This is a genomic window from Bradyrhizobium sp. JHI2711, assembly GCF_056156565.1.
Window position 1 is genome coordinate 950,001 of record NZ_JBPZPT010000002.1, and the last position, 20,907, is coordinate 970,907.

The following is a 20,907-nucleotide window of genomic DNA, read 5'->3' on the forward strand; positions in this document are numbered from 1 at the left end:
TGAGATCATCGACGGTCTTGATCTCCTTGCGGAACCAGCCGCCCATCTGAGCCCCGGTCGAGCCGGTCGGCACGCCGATCGCGTTGTGTTCTTTCAAGAGATCATTGAGCATGTCCTGACCGCCGCCCCATATCAGCCAGGAAATGTGCTGACGCGTATTGAGGCCGAACGGCAGCGAGGTGCCGAAGGTGAATGCCGGGTTCTTGCCCCAATAATAGTAGAGCGCGGTGTTGCCCATTTCGACGGTGCCGTTGGACACGGCATCGAGCACTTGCAGGCCCCCGACGATTTCGCCGGCCGCGAAGGGTTGGATCTGGAATCTGTTGTCGGTGATCTCCGCGACCCGCTTGCAGAAATACTCGCAGCCGCCGTAGAGCGTATCCAGTGATTTCGGCCAGCTCGCCGCCAGCCGCCATTTCACCTCGGGCATTGATTGTGCGACAGCCGGCGCTGCAATTGCGCTTGCGGCAAGGCCCAGTCCGCCTGCCTTCAGAAATTTACGACGTTCCATGCGTTTCCCTCCTGCGGTGTCGTGTCCTCGACGAGGGATCGCGGTCTTGACGCCGCTTCATCTTTCGCCGGTGGCCGACGTTTCTTGGTGTCCGAAATTCAATGTTCCCGGATCGCAGGCAGCATGACCAAAGGGGAACAGCAAATCAAGCTCGCTTTGGTTGTGCGCCTGCCAAGCCGATCAATGCTGCGGCGCGAACGCGGCTTCCATGGCCTTGCGCGCCTTCACCGTTTCGTTGCCGGGGTCGAATTCGACATCGCTCCAGCGTACCAACGTGCCATGGGCGACGTCGTGCTTAAGCTTGAGGCGATGTGCGAGCCCGATCGGCAGGGCCCCGGCCCTGAGGCTCGCGGCCGCCGGTATCAGCTTGCCCCATACCGTGTAGCCGCCTTCGCCGTCGAGCATCTCCCCGGCACGCAAGTTACGTTTGGCCACGGCGGCGACGTCGCCGCGAAAGCCGTAAGGCTGCCCGGTGGGCTCGCCCCGCAGCGCGGCCGACAGCACCGAGATGTTCAGTTCGAGCCCGATCAGATGATAGGGCTTGTACATCGCGGCATAGCGGCCGCTCCCGTCGGTTTTGAGGCCATATTGCCTGAAGCAATCGGCGGCATAGTCGTTCGGCGCCTCCAGCACCACATAGACGCCCCAGCGCAGGTCGCGAAACACCGGCCGGCCGTCGCGTTCGAGCGAGGAGACCACCTCTACGACGCCGGGCCGCTCCAGCACACCGCCGCGCGAGCGCGGCCGCATGATATGCGGGAGGTCGTCGACGCCGCACGGTGGAAACAGCAGGCCGTCCGCGGGCACGTCGAGCCCGCAGGCATTGGCGATCGCGGCCATCTCGATCGCCGATTTGGTGCCGTCGAGGAAGGAGTTGAACATCTGCGGATTCATGCCGGCCGATTGCGCCTCGCCCGCAGTCAGGCCGTAATGCTGCCAGACGCCATCAGGCGTCACGTCGTGATAGGCCGGCAGATACTTCGTGCCCTTGCCGGCGGCAACGACGTGAAATCCTGTGGCGCGCGCCCAATCGACCATCTCCGCCGTCAGCGCCGGCTGGTCGCCATAGGCAAGCGAATAGACCACGCCCGCCTTTCGCGCTTCCTCGGCGAGCAGCGGGCCCGCCAGCACGTCGGCCTCGACATTGACCATCACGATATGCTTGCCGGCCGCGATCGCAGCGCGCGCATGCTTGATGCCGACGGCGGGATTACCGGTCGCCTCTACCACCACGTCCATGGCGCCGCCGGCAATGGCGCGCGCGCCGTCATCGGTGAACACGGTCGCGGCGATGCGTTCGGCATCCCAGCCGACGGTCCGGCAGGCCTCGCGGGCCCGGTCGCGGTCGATGTCGACGATGATGGGCACCTCCAGCCCCGGCGTGTGCGGCACCTGTGCGAGGAACATCGAGCCGAACTTGCCGGCGCCGATCAGCGCGACACGGACGGGCTTGCCGGCGGATGCGCGGGCTTGCAGGAGGCGGAAGAGGTTCATGGGGGGTCCGAGATCGCTATGGCTGTCAGGTGACACTGTCAAACTTCGTCATTCCGGGGCGCGCGAAGCGCGAGCCCGGAATCCATTTCTCCACAAGCACTGCGGCCCGATGGATTCCGGGCTCGACGCTCCGCGTCGCCCCGGAATGACAGGTTACTCCGCCGCCTGCCGTGGTGCCCGTGCCAGCCGCAGCAGCGCGTCGTCGTCCACCGTCTTGATCGGCGTGAAATCGCGATGGGCGATGTAATCCGGTCGTGTCGGTGTGCGGATATGGTTCGAGACCGCATTCAGCGTCAGGTACACGATCTTGCGCGGATAGGGCGTGATGTTGCCGCTGGAGCCGTGCACGAGATTGCCGTGGAACATCAGCATGCCGCCGGGCTTGCCGGTGGGCGCGACGATGCCGCCCTGCTTGACGAGGCGCGTGACCGTATCCTCGTCCAGCGTCCATAGCGGATAAGAGGTGGTGGCAAGATCGTGCGAAGCCTCGAGATCGCCGGCGTTCTGGCTGCGCGGCACCAGCATCAGGGGGCCGTTGATCGGCATCACCTCGTCGAGGAAGATCGCGATGTTCATCGCCCGCGGCTCCGGCATGCCGTCATCGCGCTTCCAGGTGCCGTAATCCTGGTGCCATTGCCAGACGTCGCCGGTGAAGGCCGATTTCGCGTTGATCTTGAACTGGTGCATGTAGACGGGCTCCCCGAACACCTGCTCGACCGGCTCGATCATGCGCGGATGCGCGCCGAGGATCGCGAACGCCTCGTTGTAGAGATGCGCGGCAAAGGCCGTGCGCGGCGCTCCGCTCTTCTCGCGCCAGACCTCCGGCCGGTTGGCCTCATAGATGGCGACCGCCTCGCGCGCGAGCAGGTCGACCTCCTCTTGGGCGAACAGCTCGGGCAGGAACAGCCAGCCCTCGCGGTGGAAGAACTCCAATTGCTCCTGAGACAGTTTCATGGGTCGTCCTCCTTGGTTTTGTTTGTTTTTGTCATTCCGGGGCGCGACGAAGTCGCGAGCCCGGAATCCATTTTCCCCGCAGTCTCTGCCGCCCGATGGATTCCGGGCTCGATGCTTACGCATCGCCCCGGAATGACGGTGGCAATCGCTACGCCGCCGCCTCTTCCGTCGCCCGCAATCTCTCCTCGGTCATCCGTCCCGCCGTCTGCGCGTGCGCGAGCGCGGCGCGTTCGGCCGCTTTCGCGTTGCCGCTGAAAATGTGCGCGGCAATATCGGCATGCTCCGCCCAGGCGCTGGCGCGATAATCGAGCTCGGAGAGCACCGTCGCCATCGAGCGACGCATGTGCGGCCATTGCGGCGCCATGGTCTCCTCGATCACGGGATTGCCGGCGAGCTGATAGATCGCGCGGTGAAAATCGACATCGAGGGTGATGAGCTCGGATAGCGTGGTGTCGCGGTCGCTGCGGCGCCCGGCGGCGAGCGCTGCCTCCAGTCGCGCGCGTCCCGCTGCGTCGCTGGCCGCGCGCTGAGCGGCCAGCCCGGCCGCCAGCGCGTCGATGGCGCCGCGCACCTCGTAGAGCTGACGGATGCGCGCGGGATCGAGCTGAGTCACTTCAAAGCCGCGGCGGCCGCTCTCGGCGACCAGGCCCTGCCGATGCAACAGATGCAGCGCATGCGACACCGGCTGGCGCGACACGCCGAGCCGATCGGCGAGCTCGTTCTGCCGGATGCGCTGGCCGGGCCGAAGCGTTCGGTCGGAGATCGCCTCCAGGATCCGCGCATAGACCTGGTCGATCAAGTTCGGGAGCGGGTCGAGAGGGATCACGCCGGCAGCTCCAAGCCATCTCGGAATACGGAATTCCGTATTCGAACTTACGCTCGGCGAGGTGGAGCGTCAAGCCGTATCTCGGGCGATCCCAAGGGCTCCACGTCACCCGGGTAAGCTGTTGAATTTCCTGAGTCCGTCTACTGTGCATGGGGTTGTTTTCGCGACAACGGGTCCGGATCTGACCCATCCAGCACCTCCACCTCCATCGTGGCGATGTCGTCCGCATCGGCCACCGCCTCGATCGCCCCGATCCGCTCGCCCACGAACGTCACGCGCAGGGCAATGCGCAGCTGTCCGCCGAGGATGACGGCAGCACCCAACTCACCATCGACCAGCGCCGTGCGCGCCGTCCGGGCGCGGCCCTTGTAGAGCTGCGCGACAGCCTCGGCGCCGCGCACCTCCGCCAGCGAGCCGAGCCGCACCGCCGCCTGATCGGCGCGGAATACCACGTCGGGATCCAGCACCGCGAGTAGCCCTTCGAAATTGCCCTCGCGCGACGCTTTAAGAAATGCATTGACGATCCTTCGCTGCTGCGTCCGATCCGTCTCTGGCACCGGCGCGCCCTGCACGCGCCGCCGGGCGCGGCTCGCCAGCTGCCGCGAGGCATCGACCGAACGGCCGACGATCGGCGCGATCTCCTCGAACGGAACGGCGAACATGTCGTGCAGCACGAAGGCGAGCCGCTCCGCGGGCTGCAGCGTTTCCAGCACGACCAGCAGTGCCGCGCCGACGGAATCGGCCATCTCCGCCTCTCGCTCGCGGGTATCGTCGACCGGCTCGGGTACGTGCGGACCCATCGGATCCTCGCGACGCGACTTCCGGGCGCGCAGCATGTCGAGGCAGATGCGCGCCACGACCGTGGTCAGCCAGCCGCGCAAATTCGCGATGTCGGACAGGTCGTAGCGGCTGACCCGCAGCCACGCCTCCTGCACGGCATCGTCGACCTCGGCGCGGGAGCCCAGCATGCGGTAGGCGACCGCACGCAAATGGTCCCTGCTCGCCTCGAACTGTTCAGTCAGAAAATTTTCTCCGGTCATCGGTCACATTCCCTCGTCGCGATCCGTCATGCCCATGACGAAGCCAATCCGGCCGATGTGACCGGAACCTTCGAAATTCGACAGATGGAGACGCAACATGATGCACGCCCGCATGAAACACCCTGTCATGGTCCTGCCGGAGGCCATGAAGGTCCTTCAGTCCCTCGGCAACCTGACAAAGCAGGGTCTGCCGGAAAGGCTCCTCGAACTGGTGCACCTGCGCGCCAGCCAGATCAATGGTTGCAGCGTCTGCGTCGATATGCACCCGAAGGTCGCCCGCAGACTGGGTGAGACCGACGAGCGCTTGTTCGCCGTATCCGCCTGGCGCGAGGCGCCCTATTTCACGGACCCCGAGCGCGCCGCGCTGGCCCTGACCGAAGCCGTCACGCGCCTCGCCGATCGCGAGGATCCGGTGCCCGATGCGATCTGGAACGAAGCCGCCAAGCACTTCGACGAGCGCGAGCTCGCCACGCTGATCGTTGCGATCGCGACGATCAACGTCTGGAACCGCCTGAACGCGACGATCAAGATGCCGGTCGGCGTGTGGAAGGTGTGAGCTACTCCGTCAGGAATCTGCTCACCACCTCGCCGAACTCGAGCGGCGCCTGCTCGAACATCCAGTGGCCGGCGTTCGCGATCACTGCCGTCTCGGCGCGCGCGATGTGCGCGGCCAGCACGCGCCACATCACCGACAGGCTGCCGGTGGTGGCGCCGCCGCCGATCAGCAGCGTCGGCGTCCTGATCGCCTGCGCATCGCTGAGGGTGTAGGGCCGGCGCTGCTCGTTGATCTGGCCGAGGAAGGTGAGCGCGTTGTCGCGGAGCTGTTGCTTCGCCGCAGCCGGCACGCGCCGCCAGGAGCCGTCGCCCTCGATGCCTTCATAGAAATTCTGCAGCGCGCCCTCGAGGTCGCCGGCGCGGATCATCTCGACCGATCGCGCCGTGCGGGCCGCCAGCGGCGGATGCGCGGGCGTGCCTTCGGGCACAGGCAGGGATGCGTCGAGATCGCCGCCGGGCTCGGCCAGCACCAGCTTGCGCAATAAATCAGGCCGCGCCTGCGCCACGCGGAAGGCGATGTGGCCGCCGCGCGAATGGCCCATCAAGTCGACGGGGCCGGGCCTGACCTGCTCGATGAAGGCGATCGTATCGGCGACGTGCTGCGCCATCTTGTAGTCGTCGCCGACGGCGTCCCAATGCTCGGGAAAGAAGTACCGCAGGCTGACCGAGATCACGCGATGGGATTTCGACAGCGGACCGAGCACCGAATACCAGGTGCGGAAGTCGCCGAGTGTGCCGTGCACGCAGACCAGGGGCGGACCCTCACCGACTTCGAGATAGGCCATGTCGTAACCGTTGACGCGGATGCTTTGCATGGTCAGCTCGCCAGAAAATCCAAAACCACTTCGGAGAATTTCTGCGGCGCCTGCTCGAACATCGGATGCGTCGCGTTCGGGATGATCGCCGTCTTGGAATAGGGCACATGCGCGGCTAGCGCATGCAGCACCTTCGGCAAGAGGCCCTTTGTCCGCGCGCCCAGGATGAACAGCGTCGGCATCTTGATCGCCTCCGCATCCGCCTTCGAGAACGGCGGGCGGCTGTCGCGGACCTGGCCGATCAGCGTAAAGGCATTGTCGCGCAGGTTCTGCTTCACCATCGCGGGCAATCGCGGCCAGGTGCCTGGGCCTTCCAGCGTGTCAACGAAGACGGCGAGCCCGCCGTCGACATCGCCGGCCGCGATCTTCTCGGCCGAGGCCGTGAAGCGCGCCAGCAGCGGCGAGGGGCCGCCGACGTAGTCCGGATCAAGGCTCGCATCGAGCTCGCCCCCGGGCTCGGCCAGGATCAGCCGTCGCAAGAGATCGGGCCGCTGCTGCGCCACGCGGAAGCAGATATGCCCGCCGCGGGAATGGCCCATCAGGTCGACCGGCCCGAGATCGAGCTTGTCGATGAAGGCGATGACGTCCTCGACATGCTGGGCGATCGAATAGGTGTCACCGACGCCGTCCCAGCGCTCCGGGAAGAAGTGCCGCAGGCTGACGGCGATCACCCGGTGCCGCTGCGTCAGCGGCCCCAGCACGCAGCCCCAGACGCGGAAGTCATTCAGCGATCCATGCACGCAGACCAGAGGCGGACGGCCCCTGTCTTCGCCCACATCGAGATAGGGCATGTCGTAACCGTTGACGTGGAGGCTCTGCATGATGGACTCGGGAGAGGATTGGAACGCCTGTGCAAGATTCCCGGAAACCGGGTGGATCGCAACTATTTCCAAGCCTAGATTTGGCACGACATCAAAGTGGGGGCCTGCAACGGAAGCAAGCCAGGAACCTAGACATGACCGACCAGCATTTTGCCCTGTTCGACACAAGGATCGGCCTGTGCGCCATCGCCTGGGGCCCGCGGGGCATCAACGGCACGCAATTGCCGATGGGCGGCGAGCAGAAGATCCGCACCCGCATCAGCCAGCGTCATGCCGACGCCGTTGAGACCGAGCCGACCGCCGAGGTGCAACAGGCGATCGACCGCATGACGAAACTGCTCGCCGGCGAGCCGGATGATCTCACCGACATCCCGCTCGATCTCGACGGCGTGCCCGAGTTCAATCGCAGCGTCTACGACATCGCCCGGGCGATTCCGCCGGGTAAGACCATCACCTATGGCGACATCGCAAAACAGCTCGGCGGCGTCCAGCTGTCTCGCGACGTCGGCCAGGCGCTCGGCCGCAACCCGTGCCCGATCGTCGTGCCCTGCCATCGCGTGCTGGCGGCGGGCAACAAGCCCGGGGGCTTCTCCGCGAACGGCGGCGTGGTGACGAAGCTGAAAATGCTGGAGATCGAAGGCGCGCTGGTGAACCACACCCCGAGCCTGTTCGATTGAAGATACCAAAGCTTGCTCGGCGTCATGGCCGGGCTTGACCCGGGCATCCACGTGTTCCTTTGCGGTACAAAGAACGTGGATGCCCGGGACAAGCCCGGGCATGACGGTGTTGAGAGCGGCCGCTCGCCCTAAATCTTCGTCGCCGTCTTCGGCCAATACCGATCGCGCAAATGCCGCTTCACCAGCTTGCCGGTCGGCGTGCGCGGCAGCTCGGCTTCGAAATCGACCGAGCGCGGGCACTTGATGGCGGAGAGGCGGCTCTTGCAATAGGCGATCAAATCGGCCTCCAGCGCCTTGCCGGCGCGGCTCATGTCGTGCGGCTGCACCACCGCCTTGACCTCTTCGCCCATCTCCTCGTTCGGCACGCCGAACACCGCGACGTCGGCGACCTCGGGGTGCGTGATCAGCACGTCCTCGGTCTCCTGTGGATAGATGTTCACGCCGCCGGAGATGATCATGTAGGACTTGCGGTCGGTGAGATAGAGGAAGCCGTCCTTGTCGAGATAGCCGACATCGCCGAGCGTCGACCATCCCTTGGCGTTGTAGGCCTTCTTCGTCTTCTCGGGGTCGTTGTGATAGGTGAAGGCGGGCGCGTCGGCGAAATAGACCGTGCCGATCTCACCGACCGGCTGGTCCTCGTCGTTCTCGTCGAGAATCTTGATCTTGCCGACCACGGCGCGGCCGACGCTGCCGCGATGCTCCAGCCATTGCTGCGAGTTGCAGACGGTGACGCCATTGCCTTCAGACCCGGCGTAATACTCGATCAGGATCGGCCCCCACCATTCGATCATCTTGGCCTTGACGTCGATGGGGCAGGGCGCGGCGGCGTGGATCGCGCCCTTCAGGGTGGAGACGTCGTACCTCGTGCGCACCTCGTCCGGCAGCTTCAGCATGCGCACGAACATGGTCGGCACCAGCTGCGATTGTGTCACCTTGTACTTCTCGACCAGCTTCAGGAACTCTTCAGCGTCGAAATGCTCCATGATGATGGAGGTGCCGCCGAGCACGATCGCCATCATGTTGAAGCGCAGGGGTGCCGCATGATAGAGCGGCGCCGGCGACAGATAGGTGCTCTCCGCATTCATGCCGCACATGTCGGCGCAGAGCACGCGGAGGAAGGCGTTCGGCACGTCGATCCTGTTGCCTTCGAAAGCCTTCTTGATTCCCTTAGGGCGCCCGGTGGTGCCCGACGAATACAGCATGTCGTAGCCGGCGACCTCGTCGGCGATCGGCGTCGTCGGCTGCGCGGCGGCTTCCTTGTCGTAGGAGCGGAAGCCGGGCAGCGGGTCGTCCATCATGTAGAAGATCGGCTCGCCGGGCGTGCCTTTGATCAGGCCCTTGATCTGGTCGGCGCATTTCGGCGTCGTGATCACGACCTTGGCGCCGCAATCGGCGATGATGTAATCGATCTCGTCCTGTTTCAGGTAGCGGCTGATCGCGGTGTAATAGAGCCCGCTGCGCTGTGCCGCCCAGCACAGCTCCATGAAGGCGAGGCGGTTCTCCATCAACAGCGCGATGTGGTCGCCGGCTTTGAGGCCAAGCGAGCGGAATAGATGCGCGCCCTGGTTCGAGAGCTCGTCGAGCTCGCGATAGGTGATCGCCTTGCCGGTCCCGGCCATCTGGTAGGCGATCTTGTCGGGCGTCGTCTTGGCGTGGATACAGGGGTGGGTCATGGCGTTTCCTCAAAACGTGAAATGGCGAGTAGCGAGTGGCGAATAGGGAAGAAGGGCAAACCGCTCTTCGCCTACTCACCATTCGCTACTCGCCACTCGCTACTCGCTTTTGTTTTTCTTACAGCCGCTCCACGATCGTCACGTTGGCCATGCCGCCGCCCTCGCACATGGTCTGCAGGCCGTAGCGCTTGCCACGCTGGTGCAGGGCGTGGACCAACGTCGTCATCAGCTTGGTGCCGGAGCCGCCGAGCGGATGGCCGAGCGCGATGGCGCCGCCGTTGACGTTGAGGCGCTCAGGATCGGCGCCGGTGGTCTTCAGCCAGGCGGTCGGCACCGAGGCAAAGGCCTCGTTGACTTCGAACAGGTCGATGTCGCCGATCTTCATGCCGGCCTTCTCCAGCGCGCGCTTGGTGGCGTGCAAGGGAGCATCGAGCATGATCACGGGATCGCCGCCGGTCATGGTCATGTGGTGGATGCGCGCCAGCGGCTTGACGCCGAGCTGCTTCAGGCCCTTTTCGTTCACGACCATCACGCCGGAGGCGCCGTCGCAGATCTGGCTGGCGCTCGCCGCGGAGAGCTTGCCGTTCTCGGCGATCAGCTTGACGCCCTTGATGCCGTCGAGCGTGACGTCGAAGCGGATGCCTTCGTCGATATGGTGGGTGTCCTTGCTGCCGTCGGCACGGGTGATCTCGAGCGGCACGATCTCCTTCTTGAAGTGGCCTGCTTGCGTCGCCGCGATCGCGCGCTGATGGCTGTCGTAGGAGTACTTATCGAGCTCCTCCTTGGAGAGGCCGTACTTCTCCGCCATCATCTCCGCGCCGGTGAACTGGCTGAACACGATGTTCGGATATTTCTTCTCGATGCCCGGGCTCTTGTAGTTGCCGAAGCCGTTCTTGGCCGGCAGCTGCGAGGACAGGCCCATCGGAACCCGCGTCATCGACTCCACGCCGGCCGCGATCACGACGTCCATCGCACCGGACATCACGGCCTGAGCGGCGAAGTGCAGTGCCTGCTGGGAGGAGCCGCACTGGCGGTCGATCGAGGTGCCCGGCACGCTTTCCGGCAGCTTCGAGGCCATGATCGCGTTGCGCGCGACGTTGTTGGACTGTTCGCCGACCTGCATCACGCAGCCCATGATCACGTCCTCGACCTGAGCCGGGTCGACCTTGGTGCGGTCGACCAGCTCGTCCAGCACCTTCGCGGCGAGATCGGCCGGATGCCAGCCGGCGAGACGGCCCCCCTTGCGCCCGCCGGCGGTGCGCGCAGCGGCGACGATGTAAGCCTCGGCCATTTCGGTCTCTCCCATGATTATTTTGGATTGGGTTGTCGGGGCGGATTTAAGAGGCGGATCATCGTTTAGTCAATCGATCAATTAACTCTTGTGATGAGGCGCTGCTTGCGCTTATCTGCGCCCCGCTTCCAGCGGCCAAACAGGGATCTCCGTGGCGACCAGCGTACCGAACAGGCTCCCCAGCGGGAAAAATTCCACGGCAGAGAAATTGCTGGTGGCCGCGAGCGAGCTGATGATCGAACGCTCCTCGATCGAGATCTCGCTGTCCGATATTGCGCAGAAGTCGGGCGCCAACGCGGCCCTGGTCAAATATCACTTCGGAAACAAGGACGGCCTGCTGCTGGCGCTGCTGGCGCGGGATGCCGCGACCGAGATGACCAATCTCGAATATCTGCTGGCACAGCCGATCACGTCGACAGCGAAGCTGAAGCTGCACATCGCCGGCATCATCCGTGCCTATCACCGGTTCCCCTACATGAACCGGCTGATCCACTATCTCTTGCACGAAACCAGCGCGAGCTCTGCCGACGAAGTCTCGAAATTCTTCGTTGCCCCGCTGCTGGACTTCCATCGCCGCCTGCTGGCGGAAGGCGTCAGCCGCGGCGAATTCCGCCCGACTGATCCGGTACTGTTCTACACCAGCCTGATCGGTGCCTGCGATCACCTGTTCTTCGGCCGGCACGCGATGTCCCGCGCCACCGGCGTCGGCCCGGTCACCGACGATGTCTGCCGGCAATACATCAAGCACATGGAAACGCTGATCTGCGGCGGCATCCTCACGCAAGCCGGGGAAGCCGCTGCGGCCGGATAGTCCGGCCGACACGTGACAAGTCTAGAGAAGAAACGCTCAAGGAAAGGTACAAGCGATGCAATTAAAAGACGTAGCCGTTCTCATCACCGGCGGCGGCTCGGGCCTTGGTGCCGCGACCGCCCGCGCCATGGCCGCCAAGGGCGCCAAGATCGGCGTGATCGATCAGAGCAAGGAAAACGCCGAGAAGGTGGCCGCCGAAGTGAAGGGCGTCGCGCTGCACGCCGACGTCACCAGCGAGGAGCAGATCAAGGCAGCGATCGCCAAGGCGGAAGCCGCACACGGCGTCGCCCGCGTGCTGATGAACTGCGCCGGCATCGGCGGCTCGCAGCGCATCGTCGGCCGCGACGGTGTCTATCCGCTCGAAAAGTTCGCACGCATCATCAACGTCAATCTGATCGGCACCTTCAACTGCCTGCGGCTGTTCGCCGAGCGCCTCGTTACTGCGGAGCCGATCGGCGAAGAGCGCGGCGTCATCATCAACACGGCCTCGGTTGCCGCCTACGAAGGCCAGATCGGCCAGATCGCTTATTCGGCCTCGAAGGGTGGCGTCGTCGGCCTGACGCTGCCGGCCGCGCGCGATCTCGCCAGCCAGAAGATCCGCGTCAACACCATTGCGCCCGGCCTGTTCTTCACGCCGCTGCTGATGGGCCTGAACGAAGAGGCCCGCAAGAGCCTGGGCGCCCAGGTGCCGCATCCCTCGCGTCTCGGCGATGCCAACGAATACGGCATGCTCGCGGTGCACATCGTCGAGAACCCGATGCTGAACGGCGAGACCATCCGCCTCGACGGCGCCATCCGCATGGCGCCAAGGTAGGTGCTTTCTCCCTTCTCCCCTTGTGGGAGAAGGTGGCATAGGCGGCCTTAGGCCGCCGTTCTTAAGAACGCCGAAGCGAAGCTTCGGCTACGGCGCCGGATGAGGGGTTGTCTCCACAATCTCATCTGTGGAGGCAGACCCCTCACCCAAGCGATTGTGCGGCTAGCGATTTACATGCCCTCTCCCGCAAGGGGAGAGGGCGCAGCAATCGGCGCCGCGACCCGCGGCAAGTGCGAGGCCCCCATGTCCCAACCGCTGCTGATCGAGCATGACGATGGCGTCGACCGGGTGACGCTCAATCGGCCCGAGCACCTCAACGCGCTCGATCCCGCGCTGATCGAAGCGCTCAACGACTATTTCCAGGGCCTGCAACGCAATCGCGACACCCGCGTCGTCGTGCTCAAGGGCGCCGGCAGGAATTTTTGTGCCGGCCTCGATCTCAAAGCTGCGATGGCGCGCCGGGCCGGACAGCAGGAGCCACCCGGTGTCACGGAGTCGCTGGATTCGCAGCGGCGCATCGCGGACATCGTGATGCTGATGCGGCGCTGTCCGCAGCCGATCCTGGCGCTGGTGCAGGGCGCGGCCGCCGGCGGCGGCTTTGCGCTGGCGCTGGCCTCCGACATCCGCATCGCGACGAGATCGGCGCGGATGAATTGCGCCTTCATCAAGCTCGGGCTCGGCGGCTGCGACATCGGCACCAGCTATTTTCTGCCGCGCCTCGTCGGCGTCTCCGTCGCATCCGAGCTGATCCTCACCGGGCGCTTCATCGGAGCGGAGCGCGCGCTCGCGGTCGGCCTCGTCTCGGAGGTCGTGGACGAGGACAAGCTCGATGACGCGGCCGCGTCTTATGTCGAGGCGATGATGACGGCCTCGCCCGTGGGCCTGCGGCTATCCAAGGAATGCCTCAACATGAGCGTCGATGCCGGCTCGCTGGAAGCTGTGATCGCGATGGAGGATCGCAACCAGGTCCTGTGCAGCCGCTCGGAAGAGTTTTCGGAAGGCATCAGGGCCTTCCTTGAGAAGCGAAAGCCTGTCTATATCAGGCGCTGAACGATGAAGATCCGCAAAGGACAATAATTCCGGGAGACGCAAAATGAGTGGAAGCGCGGCGGCAGTGATGACGAAGCCCGCCTTTCGCAAGGTCCAGTGGCTCGCGCGCGACATCGACGTCGAGCGTCGCGGCGACGGCACGGTGGTGCTGAAGTCGCGCATTCCGCTGCAGCCTCATGAGAAGCACATCCCGGCCTCGCTGGCGAAATGGGCCAAGGAAGCACCCGAGCGCATCTGGCTGGCGCAGCGCGGCGGCCCGAACCGCGAATGGCGCAAGGTGTCCTATGGCGAGGCCAAGCGCATCGTGGACGCGCTGACGCAAGGCCTGCTCAATCTCGAGCTCAAGGGCCGGCCCGTCACGATCCTCTCCGGCAATTCGATCGAGCATGCGCTGATGACGCAGGCCGCGATGCAGGCGCGCGTTCCGGCAGCCCCGGTGTCGCCGGCCTACTCGTTGATGAGCCACGATCACGTCAAGCTGAAATACCTGTTCGACCTGATCAAGCCGGCCGTACTGATGGTGCAGGACGGCTCGACCTTCGAGAAGGCGCTGAAGGCGCTCGACCTCAGCGGCGTCACCGTGATTCACGTCGCGCGGCCCTGCGAGGGCATCAAGAGCGTCAGCTTTGCCGAGCTCGCGGCAACGCCTGTCACGGCCGATGTCGAGGCCTCGATCGCGAAGATTACGCCGCAGACCATCGGCAAGCTGCTGTTCACATCAGGCTCGACCGGCATGCCCAAGGCCGTCATCAACACGCAGGAGATGATGTGCGCCAATGCGGCGATGATGATGCAAGTGCGGCCGCGCGATCCGAACGGACCGATCTCGACCATGCTGGACTGGATGCCCTGGAACCACACCATGGGCGGCAATGCCGCGTTCCACCCGATCCTGGTCGACGGCGGCACGCTCTATATCGACGACGGCCGCCCGATGCCCGGGCAGTTCGAGGAGACGCTGCGCAATCTGCGCGAGATCTCGCCGACCTATTATGCCAACGTACCCGCCGGCTATGCCGCGCTCGCCGCCGCCATGGAGAAGGACGACGCGCTGTGCCGCTCGTTCTTCAAGAATCTCTCGATCATGGCCTATGGCGGCGCGCGGCTGCCTGACGATCTCTACGAGCGCATGCAAGCGCTGGCGGTAAAGACCACCGGCGAGCGCATCGTGTTCTACACCGGCTGGGGTTCGACCGAGACCGCGCCGACCTCGACCGGCACCTATTGGGACACCGAGCGCGTCGGCCTGATCGGCCTGCCGTTCCCCGGCGTCGAGTTGAAGATGGTGCCGTGCGGCTCGAAATACGAATTGCGCCTGCGCGGCGTCAATGTCACGCCCGGCTATTTCGGCCAGCCTGAGCTGACGAAGAAGATGTTCGACGAGGAAGGTTTTTATTGCATCGGCGATGCCGGCGTCTTCGTCGACGATTCCGATCCGGTGCAAGGCATCATCTTTGCCGGCCGCGTGGTGGAGGACTTCAAGCTCACCACGGGCACATTCGTACATGTCGGCTCGCTGCGGACCGATGCGATCGCGGCCGCCACGCCCGTGGTGCACGACGCGCTGGTCGCGGGGCAGGACCGTCCCTTCATCGGCCTCCTGGCCTGGCCGAACCTGCACGCCTGCCGCCAGCTGGTCGGCAATCCCGATCTCAGCTTTGCGGATGCTGTGAAGCATCCCGAGGTGATCGCTTGCTTCAGGCGCGGCCTGGAAGCCCACAACCGGGAATGCGAAGGGGCCAGCAGCCGTATCATCGCGCGCGCGATGCTGATGGTCGAGCCGCCCTCGATCGACGGCAACGAGCTCACCGACAAGGGCTACATCAACCAGCGTGCCGGCCTGGAACGCCGCGCCGCGGTGGTGGAGCGGCTCTATGCGGACAAGCCGGATCAGGATGTGATCGTGCTGAAATGAAGACGACACTCGCTCCATTCGTCATTCCGGGGCGCGCGCAGCGCGAGCCCGGAATCCATCGGGCCGCATATGCGTGGCGAAATGGATTCCGGGTTCGCCGCTGCGCGGCGCCCCGGAATGACGGCAATAAATGACAACGAATAAGAGGTAAGCCCGCCATGAACTTCGACTTCTCCGACGATCAAAAGCAGCTCCGCGACCAGGCGCGCAAGTTCCTCGCCGAGAAATGCTCGCCCAAGGCGGTGCGTGTCGTGCTCGACGGCAAGGCGCCTTACGACAAGGAGCTGTGGAAAGGCCTCGCCGAGATGGGCTTCCTCGGCGTCGCGATTCCCGAGGAGTTCGGCGGCGCCGGCGCCGGTCATCTCGAGCTGTGCGTGATCGCGGAAGAAATGGGCCGGGCCAACGCGCCGGTGCCGTTTTCCTCGACCGTGTACCTCGCCGCCGAAGCGCTGCTGATCGCCGGCAGTGACGCGCAGAAGAAGAAATGGCTGCCGGCGATTGCTTCCGGCGAGGCCATTGGCACGCTGGCGCTGTTCGAGGGCAAGGGCAACCCGTCGCCGAAGAACGTCAAGCTGACGGCTGCGAACGGCGTGCTCAACGGCGTCAAGAAGCCGGTCGCCGACGGTGCGATTGCCGATTTTGCGGTGGTCGCCGCGCGCACGGGATCGAGTGGGCGCGACAATGACATCTCGCTGTTCCTGGTCGATCTCAAAGCCGGCGGCGTCGATGTGAAGAGCCTCACCAACCTCGATCCGACCCGCGGACAGGCCGAGATCACCTTCAAGGACGCCAAAGCCGAGCCGCTCGGAGCTGCGGGCGACGGCTGGAGCATCCTCACCCAGGTGCTCGACCGCGCGGCGGTGCTGTGCGCGTTCGAGCAGGTCGGCGGCGCCGATCGCGCGCTGGAGATGGGCCGCGACTACGCGCTGGACCGCATCGCCTTCGGCCGGCAGATCGGCTCATTCCAGGCGGTCAAGCACATGCTCGCCGACATGTACGTCTCGGCGACGCTGGCGCGCTCCAACAGCTATTACGGCGCCTGGGCGCTCTCGACCAATGCGGCCGAACTGCCGGAAGCCGCCGCCGCCGCGCGCATCAGCGCGACGCAGGCGTTCCAGCACTGCGCCAAGAACAACATCCAGGTCCATGGCGGCATGGGTTTCACCTGGGAGTTCGACTGCCACATGTACTATCGCCGCGCCAACGCGATGGCGCTCGGGCTCGGCAGCCTCACTTATTGGGAAGATCAGCTGATCGATCGGATGCGGAAGAAGAACGCAGCGTAACGACAGGTGCGTAGGGTGGGTTAGCCGAAGGCGTAACCCACCACCGACCGGCAGTGCTCGACAGAATTGGTGGATTACGCCTCCGGCTAATCCACCCTACGGACAGCAGAGAACCAAGATGAACTTCGACGACACCCCGCAGGAAGCCGAGTTCCGCGCCACCGCCCGCGCCTGGATCAGCGCCAACGCGCCCAGGCAATATGAGGAGGAGCTGCGCAAATCCTCGCTCGGCCGCACCGTGCTCAAGAACGCTGACATCCTCCAAGTCGCAAAAGCCTGGCAGAAGAAAAAGGCCGACGCCGGCTGGGCCTGCCTGCACTGGCCGAAGGAATATGGCGGCCGTGGCGCCTCGCCGATCGAGCGCGTGATCTGGCAGCAGGAGGAGGGGCCGTTCGGCCAGCTCTCCCGCATGTTCATCATCGGCCACGGCATGTGCGGGCCGACCATGATGGCGTTCGCGCGCGAGGAGCATAAGCGGACCTATCTGCCGCCGCTCGCCTCCGGCGAGAAGGTCTGGTGCCAGCTGTTCTCCGAGCCCGCCGGCGGCTCGGATGTCGCGGGCCTGCGCACGCGCGCCGAGAAGGACGGCGACGACTGGATCATCAACGGCCAGAAGATCTGGACCTCGGGTGCACATTATTCAGACTACGGCATCCTGCTCACGCGCACCGATCCGACCGTGCCCAAGCACAAGGGCCTCACCATGTTCTTCCTGGACATGAAGAGCCCCGGCGTCGAGGTGCGGCCGATCAAGCAGGCGAGCGGTGCCTCGGATTTCAACGAGGTCTATTTCACCAATGTCCGCATCCCCGACCATCAGCGCCTCGGCGAGGTCGGTGACGGCTGGAACGTCTCGCTGACCACGCTGATGAACGAGCGCAGTGCGATCGGCGCGGCCGTCTCGACCGGTTTCCCCGAACTGTTCGAGTACTGCTCCAGCCTGATGCTCGACGACGGCCCGGCGATCGAGGATCGCGCGGTGCGATCCAAGCTGGCGAACTGGGCGGTGAAGGCAAGCGGGCTGAAATACACCAGCATGCGCGCGATCTCGGCGCTGTCGAGGGGCGAACGCCCGGGACCGGAGAACTCCATTGGCAAGCTGGTGGCGGGCTCCATGATCCAGGACGTTGCGACCTATGCGCTCGATCTGCAGGGCGCGTCCGGAATCGTCAGCGGCGAGGATGGCGAGCTGGCGGGCCGTTTCCAGGCCATGCTGCTGCGTGCGCCCGGCACCCGCGTCGAAGGCGGCACCGACGAGATCATGCGCAACATCATCGCCGAGCGGGTGCTGGGCCTGCCCGGCGACATCCGGGTCGACAAGGACGTGCCGTTCAACAAGATCCCGACGAAGGGAAGAGGGTAGAGGTCCGCCATGAATTTCGACGACACCCCGCAGGAAGCCGCATTCCGCGAGACCGCGCGCAAATGGATCGAGGCCAATGCGCCGAAGGAATTGCAGGCCGAGCTGTCAAAGTCCTCGCTCGGCCGCATCCGCCTTGCCAATCGCGACATCGTCGATGTCGGCAAGGCCTGGCAGAAGAAGAAGTTCGAGGGCAATTGGGCCTGCCTGCACTGGCCGAAGGAGTATGGCGGCCGCGGCGCCACGCCGATCGAAAAGGTGATCTGGCAGCAGGAGGAGGGCGTCTACGGCAAGCTGACGCAGCCGTTCCAGATCGGCGAGGGCATGTGCGGCCCGACCGTGATGGCGTTCGGCAGCGAGGAGGCCAAGCGCCGTTACTTGCCGAAGCTCGCATCGGGCGAGGAGATCTGGTGCCAGCTGTTCTCCGAACCGTCTGCCGGCTCGGACGTCGCGGGCCTTCGCACCCGCGCGGAGAAGAAGGGCGACAATTGGGTCGTCAACGGCCAGAAGATCTGGACCTCGGGCGCGCATTATTCCGACTACGGTCTTTTGATCGCGCGCACCGATCCGAACGTGCCCAAGCACAAGGGGCTCACCATGTTCTTCCTGGACATGAAGAGCCCGGGCGTCGAGGTGAGGCCGATCAAGCAGGCCAACGGCATGCAGGAGTTCAACGAGGTCTATTTCACCGATGTGGTGATCCCCGACAGCCAGCGGCTGGGCGCCGTCGGCGACGGCTGGAACGTCTCGCTGACCACGCTGATGAACGAGCGCATGTCGATCGGTGCGCGGCTCGCGACCGGCGTGCCCGAAATGTTCGAGCTCTGCTCGAACCTGATGCTGGAGGATGGCCTCGCCATCGACGATCCCGCCGTGCGCTCGAAGCTTGCGAGCTGGGCGGCCAAGTCGAACGGCCTGAAATACACCAGCTACCGCACCATCTCGGCGCTGTCGAAGGGCGAGCGGCCGGGCCCGGAGAATTCGATCGGCAAGCTGGTCTCGGGCATGATGCTGCAGGACATCGCGACTTACGCCATGGACCTGCAGGGCGCGGCCGGTGTTCTCACCGGCAACGACGAGGAAACGGCGCAGGGCCAATTCCAGCAGATGCTGCTGTCCTCGCCCTCGATGCGCATCGCCGGCGGTACCGACGAGATCCTGCGCAACATCATCGCCGAGCGCGTGCTGGGCCTGCCGGGCGACATTCGCGTCGACAAGGACGTGCCGTACAACAAGATCCCGACCAAGGGGCGGTGATCGCGCGCGCTGAGCATGCACCTCGGGTGGGCAAAGGCGCAAAGCGCCGTGCCCACCCTTGCGTGTTGCTCACTCCACCCCGATCGTCGTCAGGTCCTGGAACCAGTGCTGCGCCTGCACGAACTGCTTGATCTTCGGTGACAGCGCGTGCGGGTTGGTGTCGTGGACGACCCACACCAGCGTGGCATCGTCCACGATCAGCGCATGCGCCTGCGCCAGCAATTGATCCTGCTTGGTGCTATCGAAAGTCTGCTTGGCCTCGTCGATCAGCGCGTCGACCTTCGGGTTCTTGTAGCCGCCCCAATTGACGCCAACCGGCGCGATCTGGCCTGAATGGAAAAAGCGGACGATGGCGTAGAGCGGATCTGAGGTGACATAGGCGATGTTGTTGGAGGTGATGCCGGCGTTCATCTCGTCGGCGGCGCCCTTGCGCCAATGCGTATAGAGCGTCTCCAGCTCGACCACCTTGAAGTCGATCTCGATGCCGATCTCCTTGAAGCTCTGCTGCAGGAATTCGTTCATCGGCAGCGACAGCATCTGGCCGGTGCCGCCTTGCGCGATGATGAAGGTGGTCTTCAGAGGCTTTGCTTTGGAATAGCCCGCTTCCTCCACCAGCTTCTTGGCGGCGGCGAGATCATATTTCAGCTCGAAGCTGGGCTTGCCGAACCACGGGCTCGACGGGTCGACCTGGCCCTTGGCGGGCTTGGCGAGGCCGTTCATCAGGCCGACGACTTCGTCGCGGTTGATCGCAAGGTTCAGCGCCTTGCGCAGGCGGATGTCGGTCCAGGGCGAGCCCGGCAGCACGCTGAGGTGATAATTCCAGACATGCGGCGTGACGTTGTCGACCAGCTTCATGCCGGCCGCCTTCAACTGCGGCACAGCATCCGGCGCCGGCGTCTCGATCAGGTCGACCTGGCCGGCGAGCAGCGCGTTGGTGCGCGTCAGCGCTTCCGGCATCGGCACCAGCACGATCTTGTCGGCCTTGGGAATGCGCTTCTTGTTCCAGTAGTCCGGATTTTTGCTGAGCTCGGCGAGCTCGCGCGGCACCAGCTTCGTCAGCTTGAACGGGCCGGTTCCCGAGGGCTGGCTGGCGAACTTGTCCCAATCCTTCCCGAGCTTTTCATATTGCGCCGGGCTCGAGACCAGGAACCACAGCATCTGATAGGGAAAGAAGGAATCCACCGTCTTGGTGGTGATCTCCACCGTGAAGTCGTCGATCTTGGCGTAGCTGGCGACGGAGGGGAGGCGGGTCTTCACCTGCGCGCTCTGCCGCTTGTCGAATTGCGGCGCCTTGTCGTTGAGCACCTTGTCGAGATTCCAGATCACCGCATCGGCGTTGAAATCGCTGCCGTCGTGAAACTTCACGCCCTTGCGCAGGGTGAAGCGCCACTTCGTCTTGTCGGCGTCGTCCACCTTCCATTCGGTGGCGAGGCCCGGCACCAGCTTGCCGGGGCGGTCGGCGACGTCCATCTCCCAGGCCACCAGCGGATCGTAGATCGTGTAGGCCGTGAACTGATAGGCGCCGGCGCCACGATCTGGCTGGCCAGTGGTGAGTGGAATATCCGCCATCGAGATGCCGTAACGCACCACCGTTTCGGCGCGCGCCGTGATTGCGGACACCAAAAGTGCAAGCACGGCGAGACAGGTCGATAGACGAATACGCATGGCCCAAAGCTCCAGGGGGATCTGGGGCCAAACCTGCAATCTTGATGCCAGAATAGGCAGCGCGCCGATTTCGCCCGTGCGTCATCACAAGG

Annotated in this window: 19 protein-coding genes (1 of these 19 cut by a window edge); 9 read left to right on the top strand and 10 right to left on the bottom strand. The window is 64.7% G+C overall.

Features of this window, described 5'->3' with window-relative positions:
* The 5 genes from ACTEK7_RS17000 to ACTEK7_RS17020 form a co-directional block, all read right to left on the bottom strand.
* Positions 1–511: the 5' portion of a TRAP transporter substrate-binding protein gene (locus ACTEK7_RS17000; protein ID WP_035996972.1), read on the bottom strand. 578 nt of this gene lie to the left of the window's left edge; the window shows 511 of its 1,089 coding nt (coding positions 1–511); it begins with the start codon at positions 509–511; the stop codon falls past the left edge of the window.
* Positions 512–691: 180 nt separating this feature from the next.
* Entirely contained in the window at positions 692–2,005 is a 1,314-nt protein-coding gene (locus ACTEK7_RS17005) for an NAD(P)H-dependent oxidoreductase (protein ID WP_225146241.1), read from the bottom strand.
* A gap of 153 nt (positions 2,006–2,158) precedes the next feature.
* Positions 2,159–2,959, bottom strand: coding sequence for a phytanoyl-CoA dioxygenase family protein (locus ACTEK7_RS17010; protein ID WP_036020838.1), 801 nt, complete (start codon positions 2,957–2,959; stop codon positions 2,159–2,161).
* A 148-nt stretch (positions 2,960–3,107) separates the two neighbouring features.
* A complete protein-coding gene (locus tag ACTEK7_RS17015; RefSeq protein WP_057028357.1) occupies positions 3,108–3,785 on the bottom strand; it encodes a GntR family transcriptional regulator in 678 nt (225 codons plus the stop codon).
* A gap of 140 nt (positions 3,786–3,925) precedes the next feature.
* Entirely contained in the window at positions 3,926–4,825 is a 900-nt protein-coding gene (locus ACTEK7_RS17020; RefSeq protein WP_225146242.1) for a sigma-70 family RNA polymerase sigma factor, read from the bottom strand.
* 100 nt (positions 4,826–4,925) lie between these two features.
* On the opposite strand from ACTEK7_RS17020, the gene ACTEK7_RS17025 reads away from it, so the two are divergent.
* Complete coding sequence (locus ACTEK7_RS17025) at positions 4,926–5,381, top strand: carboxymuconolactone decarboxylase family protein (protein ID WP_225146501.1); 456 nt, start codon at positions 4,926–4,928, stop codon at positions 5,379–5,381.
* Between the two features lies 1 nt (position 5,382).
* Here ACTEK7_RS17025 and ACTEK7_RS17030 read toward each other — a convergent pair whose 3' ends face one another.
* Entirely contained in the window at positions 5,383–6,195 is an 813-nt protein-coding gene (locus tag ACTEK7_RS17030; RefSeq protein WP_225146243.1) for an alpha/beta fold hydrolase, read from the bottom strand.
* 2 nt (positions 6,196–6,197) lie between these two features.
* Positions 6,198–7,016 carry an alpha/beta fold hydrolase gene (locus ACTEK7_RS17035; RefSeq protein ID WP_057028354.1) on the bottom strand — a complete coding sequence of 273 codons (819 nt, stop codon included), beginning with the start codon at positions 7,014–7,016 and terminating at the stop codon, positions 6,198–6,200.
* A gap of 134 nt (positions 7,017–7,150) precedes the next feature.
* Here ACTEK7_RS17035 and ACTEK7_RS17040 point away from each other — a divergent pair, with 134 nt between their 5' ends.
* A complete protein-coding gene (locus tag ACTEK7_RS17040) occupies positions 7,151–7,693 on the top strand; it encodes a methylated-DNA--[protein]-cysteine S-methyltransferase (RefSeq protein ID WP_035997007.1) in 543 nt (180 codons plus the stop codon).
* Positions 7,694–7,821: 128 nt separating this feature from the next.
* On the opposite strand, the gene ACTEK7_RS17045 is transcribed toward ACTEK7_RS17040, so the two are convergent.
* Both ACTEK7_RS17045 and ACTEK7_RS17050 read right to left on the bottom strand, forming a co-directional pair.
* A complete protein-coding gene (locus ACTEK7_RS17045; protein WP_225146244.1) occupies positions 7,822–9,366 on the bottom strand; it encodes an acyl-CoA synthetase in 1,545 nt (514 codons plus the stop codon).
* Between the two features lie 118 nt (positions 9,367–9,484).
* Positions 9,485–10,657: an acetyl-CoA C-acetyltransferase gene (locus tag ACTEK7_RS17050; protein ID WP_225146245.1), complete on the bottom strand. Its 1,173-nt coding sequence runs from the start codon at positions 10,655–10,657 to the stop codon at positions 9,485–9,487.
* A gap of 232 nt (positions 10,658–10,889) precedes the next feature.
* On the opposite strand from ACTEK7_RS17050, the gene ACTEK7_RS17055 reads away from it, so the two are divergent.
* From ACTEK7_RS17055 to ACTEK7_RS17085, 7 genes are all read left to right on the top strand, one after another.
* A complete protein-coding gene (locus ACTEK7_RS17055) occupies positions 10,890–11,468 on the top strand; it encodes a TetR family transcriptional regulator (protein ID WP_244608878.1) in 579 nt (192 codons plus the stop codon).
* Positions 11,469–11,523: 55 nt separating this feature from the next.
* Complete coding sequence (locus ACTEK7_RS17060) at positions 11,524–12,282, top strand: SDR family NAD(P)-dependent oxidoreductase (protein ID WP_024337318.1); 759 nt, start codon at positions 11,524–11,526, stop codon at positions 12,280–12,282.
* Positions 12,283–12,525: 243 nt separating this feature from the next.
* Positions 12,526–13,332 carry an enoyl-CoA hydratase/isomerase family protein gene (locus ACTEK7_RS17065; protein WP_225146246.1) on the top strand — a complete coding sequence of 269 codons (807 nt, stop codon included), beginning with the start codon at positions 12,526–12,528 and terminating at the stop codon, positions 13,330–13,332.
* Positions 13,333–13,375: 43 nt separating this feature from the next.
* Positions 13,376–15,247: an AMP-binding protein gene (locus tag ACTEK7_RS17070; protein WP_225146247.1), complete on the top strand. Its 1,872-nt coding sequence runs from the start codon at positions 13,376–13,378 to the stop codon at positions 15,245–15,247.
* Positions 15,248–15,405: 158 nt separating this feature from the next.
* Positions 15,406–16,533 carry an acyl-CoA dehydrogenase family protein gene (locus ACTEK7_RS17075; RefSeq protein ID WP_035997037.1) on the top strand — a complete coding sequence of 376 codons (1,128 nt, stop codon included), beginning with the start codon at positions 15,406–15,408 and terminating at the stop codon, positions 16,531–16,533.
* Positions 16,534–16,651: 118 nt separating this feature from the next.
* Entirely contained in the window at positions 16,652–17,896 is a 1,245-nt protein-coding gene (locus tag ACTEK7_RS17080) for an acyl-CoA dehydrogenase (RefSeq protein ID WP_225146248.1), read from the top strand.
* Between the two features lie 9 nt (positions 17,897–17,905).
* Positions 17,906–19,150, top strand: coding sequence for an acyl-CoA dehydrogenase (locus tag ACTEK7_RS17085; RefSeq protein WP_225137602.1), 1,245 nt, complete (start codon positions 17,906–17,908; stop codon positions 19,148–19,150).
* A gap of 69 nt (positions 19,151–19,219) precedes the next feature.
* Here ACTEK7_RS17085 and ACTEK7_RS17090 read toward each other — a convergent pair whose 3' ends face one another.
* Positions 19,220–20,815 (bottom strand): ABC transporter substrate-binding protein, encoded by a 1,596-nt coding sequence (locus tag ACTEK7_RS17090; RefSeq protein ID WP_225146249.1) that lies wholly within the window; start codon positions 20,813–20,815, stop codon positions 19,220–19,222.
* Positions 20,816–20,907 lie beyond the last annotated feature (92 nt).

Excerpts from the sequence above, each read along its gene's own strand:
- ACTEK7_RS17005 (WP_225146241.1), bottom strand. The coding sequence starts at position 2,005 with ATGAACCTCTTCCGCCTCCTGCAAGCCCGCGCATCCGCCGGCAAGCCC.
- ACTEK7_RS17010 (WP_036020838.1), bottom strand. The coding sequence starts at position 2,959 with ATGAAACTGTCTCAGGAGCAATTGGAGTTCTTCCACCGCGAGGGCTGG.
- ACTEK7_RS17020 (WP_225146242.1), bottom strand. The coding sequence starts at position 4,825 with ATGACCGGAGAAAATTTTCTGACTGAACAGTTCGAGGCGAGCAGGGAC.
- ACTEK7_RS17025 (WP_225146501.1), top strand. The coding sequence starts at position 4,926 with ATGCACGCCCGCATGAAACACCCTGTCATGGTCCTGCCGGAGGCCATG.
- ACTEK7_RS17030 (WP_225146243.1), bottom strand. The coding sequence starts at position 6,195 with ATGCAAAGCATCCGCGTCAACGGTTACGACATGGCCTATCTCGAAGTC.
- ACTEK7_RS17035 (WP_057028354.1), bottom strand. The coding sequence starts at position 7,016 with ATGCAGAGCCTCCACGTCAACGGTTACGACATGCCCTATCTCGATGTG.
- ACTEK7_RS17040 (WP_035997007.1), top strand. The coding sequence starts at position 7,151 with ATGACCGACCAGCATTTTGCCCTGTTCGACACAAGGATCGGCCTGTGC.
- ACTEK7_RS17045 (WP_225146244.1), bottom strand. The coding sequence starts at position 9,366 with ATGACCCACCCCTGTATCCACGCCAAGACGACGCCCGACAAGATCGCC.
- ACTEK7_RS17050 (WP_225146245.1), bottom strand. The coding sequence starts at position 10,657 with ATGGCCGAGGCTTACATCGTCGCCGCTGCGCGCACCGCCGGCGGGCGC.
- ACTEK7_RS17055 (WP_244608878.1), top strand. The coding sequence starts at position 10,890 with ATGATCGAACGCTCCTCGATCGAGATCTCGCTGTCCGATATTGCGCAG.
- ACTEK7_RS17060 (WP_024337318.1), top strand. The coding sequence starts at position 11,524 with ATGCAATTAAAAGACGTAGCCGTTCTCATCACCGGCGGCGGCTCGGGC.
- ACTEK7_RS17065 (WP_225146246.1), top strand. The coding sequence starts at position 12,526 with ATGTCCCAACCGCTGCTGATCGAGCATGACGATGGCGTCGACCGGGTG.
- ACTEK7_RS17070 (WP_225146247.1), top strand. The coding sequence starts at position 13,376 with ATGAGTGGAAGCGCGGCGGCAGTGATGACGAAGCCCGCCTTTCGCAAG.
- ACTEK7_RS17075 (WP_035997037.1), top strand. The coding sequence starts at position 15,406 with ATGAACTTCGACTTCTCCGACGATCAAAAGCAGCTCCGCGACCAGGCG.
- ACTEK7_RS17080 (WP_225146248.1), top strand. The coding sequence starts at position 16,652 with ATGAACTTCGACGACACCCCGCAGGAAGCCGAGTTCCGCGCCACCGCC.
- ACTEK7_RS17085 (WP_225137602.1), top strand. The coding sequence starts at position 17,906 with ATGAATTTCGACGACACCCCGCAGGAAGCCGCATTCCGCGAGACCGCG.
- ACTEK7_RS17090 (WP_225146249.1), bottom strand. The coding sequence starts at position 20,815 with ATGCGTATTCGTCTATCGACCTGTCTCGCCGTGCTTGCACTTTTGGTG.